The following is an 11,449-nucleotide window of genomic DNA, read 5'->3' as shown; positions in this document are numbered from 1 at the left end:
CCGACGTCGATGGGGTGAAGCTCAGCCTCACCAGCGAAGCCGATGTGCGGGCGGCGGCGGAGACCGTGATTGCCAATGCGCGCCGGTTGAGGCCGAAGGCCCGGATCGACGGTGTGATCGTGCAGCCGATGATTACGCGGCTGCGCGCGCGCGAACTGATTACGGGACTCGCCCGTGATCCGGTGTTCGGATCGGTGATCGTGTTCGGGCACGGGGGCGTGTCGGTCGAGATCGTGAAGGACAAGGCCATCGCGCTGCCCCCGCTCGATGAGCAGCGCGCACTCGATCTGATCGCACGGACCCGCATATCCCGCCTGATCGATGGCTATCGCAACGTGCCCGCGGCGAGACGCGATCTGGTGGCGCTTGTGCTGGTACGGCTGTCCCAGCTCGCGGCCGATATCCCCGAGATTCTGGAAATCGACATCAATCCGCTCCTTGCCGACGACGCGGGCGTGCTTGCGCTGGACGCGCGGATTTCCATCGATCCGGCGCTGCTCGCGCCGGGACGGCCGCATCATGCTCATTTCGCGATCCGGCCCTATCCGAAGGAATGGGAGCGCGCGCTGACGCTGCGTGACGGAGAAAGGGTCGCGGTGCGTCCGGTGCGTCCTGAAGATGAAAAGCTGTACGAAGAATTCTTCCGCCATGTCAGCGCCGACGACATGCGGCTCCGCTTCTTCGGTCTGGTCAAGGATATCGGCCATGCCTTCATCGCGCGGCTGACGCAGATCGATTATGGGCGCGCGATCGCGCTGCTCGCGCTCGACGAGAAAACCGGCGCGCTGATGGGGGTGGTCCGTCTGCATGCCGATCCGGATTTTCGCAACGGTGAGTATGCCGTCCTGCTGCGCTCCGATCGCAAGGGGATCGGACTCGGCTGGGCGCTGATGGAACTGATCATCGACTATGCGCGCAAGGAGGGCCTTCGCCGCATCACCGGGCAGGTGCTGCGCGACAATGTGACCATGCTGACTATGTGCCGCGAACTCGGCTTCGCCGTCGACGAGGACCGCGAGGACAGCAATCTGTTCACGGTGTCGCTGGACCTCGATCCGGCGGCTAGTTCGATGCCTGCTTGATCACCGGCGTCCATTTCGCGACCTCGGCGGCAACGAACGCGCGCAGGGCGTCGGGTCCGCGCCGCTCAGGGGGCGGGATCACCGCACCGATGTCAGTCAGGCGTTTGCGTGTTGTCGGGTCCTCGAAAGCCTTTGCAGCCGCGGCTGAAAGCTTGTCGACGAAGGCTCTCGGCGTTCCCTTCGGGGCAAACATCGCGTTCCAGCCCGAAGCCTGCATTTGCGGCAAACCGGCCTCGGCTGTAGTCGGGACGTTCGGCACAATGGGCGAACGCTCGGTCTGTGCGAGTGAAAGCAGCTTGATGCTGCCGGCCTGGACATGGCCGATGGTGTGCGGAATCTGGTCGCACATGAAATCATATTGCCCGCTGATCAGGTCGTTCAATGCAGGCCCGGACCCACGATAGCCGATCAACGTCGTCTTTCCGCCGATCAGCGAGGTGAACAGCAGGCAACTGACATGCGAGGTTGAGCCGACGCCGCCGTGACCGTTGGTCAGCTTGCCCGCCTTGATCTGGGCAATCAGCTCCTGCAGCGTCTTCGCGGGCGAATCCTTCTTCACGAAAATGCCGATCGGCGTATCCGTGAACTGGGTGACGTGCTCGAAATCGTTGACAGGGTCATAGCCGAGCTTGTCGCCGTACAGCCCGACCGCGGCGGCATGCGTGCCCATCTGCCCGACGAGCAACGTGTAGCCATCCGCCGGCGACTTGGCCGCACGCGTAGAGCCGGTGGTCCCGCCGGCGCCGGACACATTCTCGATGATGAAGCGTTGCCCCATATGTGGCGTCATGCCTTCAAGCATGATCCGCGCGATCACGTCGGTATTGCCCCCCGGAGCATAGGGAACGATCACGGTGATGGGGCGGTCAGGATAGGTTTGCGCGGCTGCACCGCTCGCAAAGCAAAATGACGCCGCAAAAGCGGCGGCCAGCAAGACCCTCATTTGCTTCCTCCCGTTATTGCGCATCGTTGGCGCGGCCGGTTCGAGCCGGCAGGTAATGATAGCAACGTTCCGGGCATGCGACGCGCGGGAAAATTAAAAAAGAAACCTGGAATAAGGGGCCGAGCCGAGTGACCGCACGGCAGGATTACTGCTGGCGCTGATGCCTGAGACCGCTCGCGCACCGTGAACACACCTGCTGTGACGGGCGCTTGCATCACAAAATCACACCTCACCAGCATGAAGGTTTGGTGGATGTCGGCCAAGGCGTCGCGCTACAATCGCGCAACGTTTCATCCAGACGATGGTGCCCGATGCCCTGGCCCGACCGCCGTTTCACCGACCTTGTCAACATCGAGCATCCGATCGTGCTCGCTCCCATGGCTGGTGCGATCGATTTCGAACTCGCGGCTGAGGTGGCGGAGGCGGGCGGACTTGGATCGATCCCCTGCGCGATGCTGGACCTTGAGCAAATACGCGATCAGGTCGCGCGATTTCGCGCGCGTACAAAGCGGCCGCTCAATCTGAACTTCTTCTGCCATACGACGCCCGAACTCAACAATGCGCGTGAGGCGGCGTGGCGCGAGCGGCTCGCGCCCTATTATCGTGAACTCAATATCGATCCTGCGGCACCGGTGCCGACCAGCAATCGTCGTCCGTTCGATCGGGCCGTTTGCGATCTTGTTCTCGAACTGAAACCTGAAGTCGCGAGCTTTCATTTCGGATTGCCGGAGCCGGCGCTGTTTGAGCGCGTGAAACGCGCCGGTATCGTCACGCTCAGTTCCGCGACGACTGTTGACGAAGCGCGCTGGCTCGATGAGCGCGGCGTCGATGCGATCATTGCGCAGGGCAATGAGGCGGGCGGCCATCGCGGTATCTTTCTCGGCGACGATATCACCACGCAGCCCGGCACGTTCGCGCTTGTCCCGCAGGTCGCCGATGCGGTGAATGCTCCGGTGATCGCGGCCGGTGGCGTGACCGATGCGCGCGGCATTGCGGCGGCCTTTATCCTGGGCGCCAGTGCGGTTCAGGTCGGCACGGCGTTCCTGTTCTGCCCGGAATCGAAGATTTCGGGGCTCTATCGCACCGCGCTCAAATCCGCCCGCGACGACGGCACGGCGCTGACAAATCTGATGACCGGACGCCCGGCCCGCGGATTGATGAACCGGGTGATGCGCGACTTTGGCCCGATCTCGGAGGCGCCCGCCTTTCCGCTTGCGGCAGGAGCCCTCGCGCCGCTGCGTGCGAAGGCGGAAGCTGCCGGATCCAGCGATTTCACGCCGCTCTGGTCGGGGCAGGCCGCCGCGCTTGGGGTGGAGATGTCCGCGCGCGGCCTGATGCAGAAGCTCGCCAGCGAGGCGCAGGCGCTGCTGCGCTGAACCCGCAACATCCTGCAAAATTCAACCTCTGTTCCGCGCGCCTGTGGATGATGGGCGCAGCGGCAATGTGCGCTTGACCCCCTGCCGCCCGCTCCCGAAAACAAGTGCCCAGACACAAGGAGAAACGTCGCAATGCCCGCGTCCGCCGCCGCCGAAAACAGCGAACAGGCCGCCACCCGCTTCGCGAGGGATCAGCTCAAGGCGATCGTCGAGCGGATCGAAAAGCTTGAGGAAGAAAAGAAGGCAATTTCAGACGACATCCGCGATGTCTACGGAGAGGCCAAAGGCAACGGCTTCGATGTGAAGGCGCTGCGGCAGATCATCAGGCTGCGCAAGATCGAGCCCACCGAGCGTGAGGAACAGGACGCGATCCTGGAGACCTATATGCACGCGCTGGGGATGCTGAAGGCTTGATCCCCCACGTCGTTCCGGGCGCGTGCAACGGCCCGGAGCGCTGCGTCAGCGAAGCTGAGCGGTGCGCGGCATGAACGTCGCGGTTGCGAGGAACTCGATCGCGCGGCCCTCGAAGCGTCCGTAGGTCAGCGACGGCTGCGGCTCGAGGGCGAAGGTCATCACGACCATGGTCGTCGGTTTTCGCAGCATCGGCTGCAGACTGCGGAAATCAGTCGCGCCGTAGAGCGTGGTGTTCATGAAGCGCTCGACGCTCGGCGTCATGATGAGCGCCCGCATCCACGGACCTTCGAAGCGGCGCTCGGTGGCCGCGAGCCTTTCGCTCAGCGCCGGGGCGGAGCTCACGACGGTGGGAATGTCGGGCTGGCCTTTGGACGCGATCGTGGTGTTGGGGGCGAGGGCTGCCGATCGGGCCGCCTGCGTTGCCGGGCGGGCGCGCTGGGGCGCCGCTTCCGGCTCGATGTCCCTGGCATAGGACAGCAAGGCATCGCCGGGCTTGCCTTCGCCATAACCGGGAGGCGCTACGAACGGCCCGATGCTGCCGGTCGATTGCTCGGACGGATCCGGGCGCCCGGACCAGTAGCCGCGCGACAGGATGATGTCGTTAGGCGTGACAGCGGCAAGCGCGAAGCTGCCCGCGATCGGCGCCGGCGGGCGTGGCGCAGAGCTTTCCGCAGCGGCCGTCTGGGCCGGAGCCGCAGGTGCGGAGCCGGGGCGGGACCTCGGAAGTGGCGCCGCTTCGGCCGGGGTTTGGGACTGCATGCCGGAGAACAGGTTTTCGCGGCTACGCGGTGCAACCGGCGCGGGGAATCCGGCAGAGGCGACCTGCGTCGGAGTTGCAGCCGGCTTGGCGATTTCCGCCTCGTCTTCGTCCGCCGCAGGCTTCTGCTTCAGGCCGAACAGGCGCGCCAGCGGATTGGCGGCCGCGACGCGGGCCGTTTCAAAGGTGGACGACGACCCTCGCTTCGCGAGATCGGCCTGCGCAATGGCAAAGCCCGCCAGCGGTTTGCCGTCGAGCGGCAAGTGGACTGTGCGGCCGTCCGGGAAGACCCGCGCGAGTTGCTCGCGGGTCATGCGCGGCCAGTGCCGCACGTTGCCGACGTCCATGTGCACGAAGGGAGAGCCTGAGGTTGGATAGAACCCAACGCCCCCGCGTTGGAGCCTCAGGCCCGCCTCGCGCACCTTTTCGAGCGGCACCCCAGGGATAAAGAAGTCCATCGCTTTCCCCTGCATGTGCAGGGAGTGGCGGGCGACACCGCTCGAGCGCTTGCGCAGCATCTCGTTGGTGCGCGGCGAACGGTAGGAGGAGACGATGTGGATCTTTTTGTCGATCCCGAATTCGCGCTGAACCTCCCAGACCGCATCGAAGAGCTGGGGATCCATGGTCGTGACGTCGTCGGTGCGCCAGTCACGCAGGAAGTGGTTGAGCTTCTTGAGGCCGTCCTCGTCGTAGCGGCCGTTGCGCTTGAAGGTGACGGTAATTTCGTCGCCGCGGTGGGTGTGGTACAGCGAGATAGAGCGAATTTCACCCTGGGCGAGGGCGGTATGCGTCCCTAGGGAACCGGCCATCGTAATTGCGGCGGCGAGCGCGAGGCGCTGCGTTAGGCGCGTTGTGGTCCTGTTTCTGGCCGGGCGCGCTTGACCGAATGGCACGAAAGGTTCCGTTGGTTATTGACACAAAGGCAGGCGACCGCGTGCGGCCGGAGCGTGGCTAACGCACTGTTACGAGGTTGGGTTAATTCGAGATTATCGTCCCCCGACGAACTGTCGTGATTGTGATAAGAGTTGACTGTGGCGAAAAGTGGCCTCTCCACAAAAGCAAAGCCGCCCGCAACCGGATTGGTTAACGGGCGGCTCGAAGGCCTGGGAGTCTGGAAGCGGGGCTACTGGAACAGGCGCCCGAAGAAGCCCTGGAACGGTTCATTCCGGCCCTGAACGACACGGCTGCCACGACGGTCGCCCGGCTGCGGTTGCCGCGACGAGAACCAGTCCGCGAACGGGCTCGCTTCACGCTGCTGGAAACGGAGCTGGTCGGCCGGGATGCCGGTTCCGGTCGGGCGCGTCGCCTGCGCGACGTCCGCGACCCGGCGCTCATCGCTGCGGAGCACGGCGATATGGCGCGCGTCACGGCCGTAGATGTCGTCGCGGATCTGCAGGTTGCCGGCATCGTCCACGAATGCGGTCTGGTAGGTCAGGTGCACCGGCAGCGTGGTCGGGAAGTTGATGTTGATTTCAGAGGACCCGTACATCGAACGGAGCTTTTCGGCCGTGTAGCGTTCGGTCGGCATCACGACCGAAAGCAGCTTCTCGCCATACATCAGCGGATTCTCGACGCGCATGCAGCCGTGGCTGTAGGCACGCTTCTCATGCGCGAACAGATGCTTGTCCGGCGTGTCGTGCTGATAGACGAGGAACTTGTTCGGGAAGTTGAAGCGGATCCGGCCAAGCGCGTTACGGTCACCCGGCGGCTGATAGATGCGCACGGTGCCGTCGCGGTTCTGCTCCATGCGCAGACCCATGCGTTCAAGAACACCCGGATCCTGACGCAGGGCCGGCAGATATTCCTTCGCGATGATCGACGGCGGTACGTTCCAGGTCGGATTGACCGTGATGAACTTCATGGCGCCGGTCATGATCGGCGTGGCCTGTGTCGGCTTGCCGACGACGACCTTGGTTTCCCAGTACAGGTTGCGGTCCTTGTACAGGCGCAGCCGATATTCCGGAATGTTCATCATCACGTAGTTCTTGCCGAGATCGCGCGGCATCCAGCGCCAGCGATCCATGTTCGCAATGATGATGTCGGCGGTGCGCTCGCGCTTTTGCACGCCCGTGCCGTTGAGTGCGCGTAAGGTAGCGGGACCCGCCACGCCATCGGGCGAAAGGCCGGCGCCCTGTTGGAATTTCTTCACCGCGGCGACGACATCCGCATCGTAGAGCGTGGAGTTTTCATCTCCGGCGATCTTGAGCCGCTTGCGCAGCAGCGGCACGCGCTGATCGTCGGCATTGGCCGCAAACTTGCCGCCGGATGGAATCTGAACGACCTCTTCAGCCGGCTTCTCGCTGCGGCCGCGCGCCTTGGCGAGTTCGGCCTTCAGCTTTTTGTATTGCGGATGCTGTGGCTGATAGGAATCCAGGGCCTGCTTGACGTCGCTCGCTGTGGCGACATCCTTGAGGATCTCGGCCGGTTCAGGCGTATCGTGTTCGTAGCCGATATCGTTGCTGATGCGCGAGTAGTGCACGCGGCCGCTTGAGGCATGGCGCGCATATTCGAGAACTTCGCCGATCAGCCGGAGCTCCGCCTCGGCCAGCGCATCGACATCGTCAGCCTTGAAGGTCGGGGCTGGATAGTCCGATGGCTCGAGACCGTCGGCGTCGACGCCCTGAAGGAAGGCAACAACCGCTGCACCGCGCGGCGACTGCTTGCGGGCTGCGACGAAGAGCGGCTCGTAGTTGCGCTCCTTGTAAAAGGCTTCGGCCGCCGCGCGCTCGTTGCGCCGGGTGAAGAAGCGGTCGGCATTTCGGCCGGTGATCAGCTCGCGCAGTTTGTCCGAGAGGTCCTGATCGGCGACTGTGACCGCCGGTTGTGCGGCCGGTGTGGTGGCCGGCTGCGCGGCTGCCGGGGCAGGTTGAGCAGCATGAGCGGAGGCCGGCTGTGCCGCTGCAGGAGCCGGCTCTGCTGCCGCAGGAGTCGGCTGAGCCGCCGTAGGAGCGGGCTCGGTAGTCGCAGCGGGGGCCGTCGCTGCGGAAGTTGCGGGCTCGGTGCTGGCGGGAGCGACGGACTGCGTCGACACGGGCTCTGCTGCGGCGGTCGCGCTGACCGAAACGGGTTTCGCGATGTCGGCGGCTGTGGGCGGCGGCGGCAGCGTCGTGTCAGGAACCGGCACCCGGCCCTCGACGCGTGCTGTCTCTTCCGGACTGACCGACTGCGAATATGCAGGCGCTGACAGTGCAAAAACCAGAGCAAGCGCAGAGCTCGCCAGAATGCGGTCGAAGCGTTGGCCGCGCATCATATTCTCCTCAGCCACGTCCCGGATTGGTCGGGAATATCGTCATTAACAGGCATCATAGCGGCAAGGTCCGCAAAAGACGCGAATTTTTCGCGCGACGCAATCGCGTAGCGCACTCGCCCGTTACCAAAACGCGTTATTGGGCAGGATGTTACCCCGCCGCCACGGAGTCGTTGCTCGCGTCGCCGCCTTCCTCGGAAAGCTGCAGCGCTTCCAGCTTACGGTACAGTGTTGAGCGGCCGATTCGCAGCCGGCGGGCCACCTCGGACATCTGGCCGCGGTAATGGGCGATGGCGAAGCGGATGATCTCCACCTCCAGTTCGTCGAGCGGACGCACCTGCGAGGCGCCGTCCAACAATGCGAGCCTGTCAGGAGCAAAGGCGGGGCCGCCCTCGATCAGGAGGGCTTGCTCGCCGATCCGGCTTCCGCTGTCGTCAGGGACGAGCGGTGCCGGAGTAACATGCTCCGGCGTGGTATCCCGTGCCGCGATCTGTGGAAACTCAAGCGGCCCGATCTCGTCGCTCTCGGCCAGTACGACCGCCCGGAACACGGCATTTTCGAGCTGCCGCACATTTCCGGGCCAGCGCGCGTTCTTCAGCAGCGCCATGGCGTCGGCCGAAACCGATTTCACCGTCTTTCCTTCCTCCGCGCAGAAGCGGACGAGGAAATGACGGACAAGGTCCGGGATGTCTTCCGGCCGGGATCGCAGCGGCGGTACGGAAATCGGGAAGACGTGCAGGCGGTAGAACAGGTCTTCCCGAAAGCGGCCGGACTTCACGTCCGAGATCAGGTTGCGATTGGTGGCGGAGATCACCCGCACGTTGACCTGGACGCTCTTGCGCGCACCGACCGGTTCGATCTCGCCCTCCTGCAGCGCCCGCAGCAACTTGACCTGCGCGGGCAGGGGAAGTTCGCCGACCTCGTCGAGGAGCAGCGTGCCGCCATCGGCTTCCGCAAACTTGCCGATATGTCGATCCGAAGCGCCGGTGAACGCGCCGCGCTCGTGCCCGAACAGGATCGACTCCACGAGATTGTCGGGGATGGCGCCGCAATTGACCGCGACGAACGGCTTTGCACGACGCTCGCCGCTGCCGTGGATGGCGCGCGCGATCATTTCCTTGCCGACCCCAGACTCGCCTTCGATCAGGACCGGGATATTGGATGCCGCGGCCTTTTCCGCCTGCCGCAACACGCTACCCATAGCGGTGCTGCGGGTTATGATATCGCGGAAAGTCAGCGTGCCGGAGCGGCTCCGCTTCATGCGTTGCAATTCGCCAGCGAGTGCGCTCTGGGTCAGCGCGTTCTTCAACGACACCTGAAGGCGTTCGGGGCTCGCGGGCTTGACCACGAAGTCGGATGCGCCAGCCCGCATTGCCGAAATGACATTGTCGATGCCGCCATGGGCGGTCTGAACGATGACCGGGATTGCGATGTCTTCGCTGCGCATACGTGCGAGCAGACCAAGACCGTCGAGATCCGGCATCACGAGATCGAGGATGACGCAATCAATGCGCCCGCCTTCGTCGCTCGACAGAATCCGTGCTGCCTGTTCGCCGCCTTCGGCCACGATCGCCTCGTAGCCGAACTTGCGGACCATGCCCTCGACCAGCCGTCGCTGAACCGGGTCGTCGTCCACGACAAGAATACGCTCAGGCATACTAATCCCCTCGGCTGTGCCGTTTCGGGGCAGTCTCGGGACTTTCGATTAATACCGTATTAAGGGCTGCCTAACCACTCATCACCAGGACACATCACGCGCGTCGCTTGCGAAGCCAAAGCTGGAACGACAGGCCGAACGCATTTGCTTGTGCGCGTTCGAAGGCGTGCCACGCGGCGAGATCGGTACGTGCCGCCGGATCGGGGAAGCGTTTGGCAAAAGCTTGCCGGATGTCGCTGGGTACCTCGACGCCGAGCAGCTCGAGATAATTTCCTTCCAGCATGGCGGCGATCTCCGGGAGTGTCAGCCGCCGGTGATGCAGACCGAAGGCCAGCGCGCGACAAGTGCCGGTGGCGAAAAAGTCCGAACTCAGCGCCGCTTTTGCCGCACCATTGTCGGCAGGAAGCCGCAGCAGGTTTTGCCGCAACTGACGGACGCCTTCGATATTGGGCAGATAATTGCCCTGCTTTGCGAAGTCTTGCACCGCTGCAATCATCGCGTGAAGGGGCTCGCTCAACAGTCCGACACGCATCACGCCGCCAGGCCGCAGCAGCGATGCCAGTGTATCCCATGTTGCCCGGGGATCGGCTGAGCGCAGGAGACTGCTCCATTCGATCACATCGAAGCTCCGGCCGATGGAGGCGAGGCTCGATAGTTCGGCGCGCGCGAACGTAATGCCTTGCAGGCCACAAGCCTGCGCCTGACGGCGTCCATAGGCGAGGTCGTCCACGGACTCATCGACCGCGAGCACGCGCGAATTCTGGTAGGATAGCGCGGCTTCCACGGCGCGCTCGCCGCTGCCGCAGCCCGCAATCAGGACGTCCGGCGCGGTGACGTCGATCGACAGCGGTCCGAGATTCGGCAGGCTGGTCCGAAGGACATAATCCAGCGGGAGCGGCCGCAATGTTGTGGCCGCCTTACCCCAGCGTGGCGATGGGCCGTCCTGCGGCTCTTCGCTTCCATGATCCGCAACCTGGGTCAGCGCCGGAATACTTGCGCGCAGCCCAGCCTCTTCCAGCGGTTCGTCGATTTGCTGGGTCAGGAGCGCGCGGATCGATTCCGGCCAATTTCTCTTCGAGAGCGCTTCTGCACCGTCAAGGCGATACAGGGGACGGTAGGCCGCGAGTGCGGCGAGTTGCAGCGGAGCGATCGCGTCGTTGTTGCGGATTGCGTTGCATATCGCCGTCTGCAGGGCGTGGACGCGTGTGCGCTCGTCTTCGGTTTCCGCGAAGACATACTCGTTCATGAAGCATTGCCGGGCGAGCGATGCATAAAGATCGATAGCCTTGTCGCTCGCAGGTGCACTGCTCTGGGCGCGCTGGAGAAGTGACGCGCGCAACACGGTGAGGAAGCGCTCGATCTCGACATCGATGTTCGCAGCAGCATTCAGCACAACACTGAAAAGCGGTTCCTGGGCCGCCGCCTCGATCTCCGCATCGATCGGCAGGAGCTGGCTGGCCGGCACATTGCCCCATTGACCCGCAACGCGCCGGATCGACTGGCCGATCGTCGGGTGGGCCTTGAGAATGAGCGCTCCAAGGGGTGCGAGCATCGCCGGCCTGATCCAGGCTTCCGCGATTGCACGCTGGAAAAGTGTGCGCGTTTGATGGTCGGGACGAAACTCCTGCGCAGCGAGCCGGGATTGGGCAAATGTCGCCTTGAGATCGGGGCTTTCGGAGCGCGCCAGCGCCTGGGCGACCAGAGGCAGGGCGTCGTGCGCGCGGCCGCGGCTGATCATCACCGCGGCAAGCTGCTGCGTCGCTTCCGGGAAGTCGGGCTGGATTTCCAGCGCACGGCGCAGGCTCTGCTCCGCGTCATCCAGCCTGCTCTGCTCGTGGCGTACCATGCCGATATTGAGATGCGCGATCGCGAGGCCGGGTTGCAGGGTTACCGCCCGCTGCCAGATTGCGGCGGCATCTTCGGCGCGATCCATCGCCCGCAGCACACGGCCGAGATTGTTCATGATCGCGGCG

General features: G+C 64.2%; 8 protein-coding genes. 3 read left to right on the top strand and 5 right to left on the bottom strand.

Going from position 1 to position 11,449, the window contains the following annotated elements; genetic code table 11:
- Window positions 1-1,082: GNAT family N-acetyltransferase (locus VNZ93_RS05315; RefSeq protein ID WP_325701111.1), on the top strand; the 1,082-nt coding region annotated here is incomplete at its 5' end.
- On the opposite strand, the gene VNZ93_RS05310 is transcribed toward VNZ93_RS05315, so the two are convergent.
- On the bottom strand, window positions 1,063-2,025 hold the full coding sequence (locus VNZ93_RS05310) for a tripartite tricarboxylate transporter substrate-binding protein (RefSeq protein ID WP_325701109.1): 963 nt from the start codon (window positions 2,023-2,025) through the stop codon (window positions 1,063-1,065). The genes VNZ93_RS05315 and VNZ93_RS05310 overlap by 20 nt on opposite strands.
- Window positions 2,026-2,336: 311 nt before the next feature.
- Between VNZ93_RS05310 and VNZ93_RS05305 the strand changes: the two genes are divergently transcribed.
- Window positions 2,337-3,401: a nitronate monooxygenase gene (locus VNZ93_RS05305; RefSeq protein ID WP_325701106.1), complete on the top strand. Its 1,065-nt coding sequence runs from the start codon at window positions 2,337-2,339 to the stop codon at window positions 3,399-3,401.
- A 132-nt stretch (window positions 3,402-3,533) separates the two neighbouring features.
- On the top strand, window positions 3,534-3,815 hold the full coding sequence (locus VNZ93_RS05300; protein ID WP_325701103.1) for a DUF2312 domain-containing protein: 282 nt from the start codon (window positions 3,534-3,536) through the stop codon (window positions 3,813-3,815).
- Window positions 3,816-3,860: 45 nt separating this feature from the next.
- Here the strand turns inward: VNZ93_RS05300 and VNZ93_RS05295 are convergent, their stop codons facing one another.
- From VNZ93_RS05295 to VNZ93_RS05280, 4 genes are all read right to left on the bottom strand, one after another.
- Window positions 3,861-5,381, bottom strand: coding sequence for a DUF882 domain-containing protein (locus VNZ93_RS05295; protein WP_325701100.1), 1,521 nt, complete (start codon window positions 5,379-5,381; stop codon window positions 3,861-3,863).
- 314 nt (window positions 5,382-5,695) lie between these two features.
- Window positions 5,696-7,822, bottom strand: a complete 2,127-nt coding sequence (locus tag VNZ93_RS05290; protein WP_325701097.1) for a L,D-transpeptidase family protein — start codon at window positions 7,820-7,822, stop codon at window positions 5,696-5,698.
- A 148-nt stretch (window positions 7,823-7,970) separates the two neighbouring features.
- Window positions 7,971-9,476: a sigma-54 dependent transcriptional regulator gene (locus tag VNZ93_RS05285; protein ID WP_325701095.1), complete on the bottom strand. Its 1,506-nt coding sequence runs from the start codon at window positions 9,474-9,476 to the stop codon at window positions 7,971-7,973.
- A 94-nt stretch (window positions 9,477-9,570) separates the two neighbouring features.
- Window positions 9,571-11,449, bottom strand: a 1,879-nt coding sequence (locus tag VNZ93_RS05280; protein WP_325701093.1) for a tetratricopeptide repeat protein, incomplete at its 5' end; no start/stop codon positions are given.

The organism is Pseudorhodoplanes sp. (assembly GCF_035565795.1).
Taxonomy (GTDB): Bacteria; Pseudomonadota; Alphaproteobacteria; order Rhizobiales; family Xanthobacteraceae; genus Pseudorhodoplanes.
The sequence above is the reverse complement of the archived record's forward strand: the minus strand, read 5'-3'. Positions and strand labels throughout refer to the sequence as shown.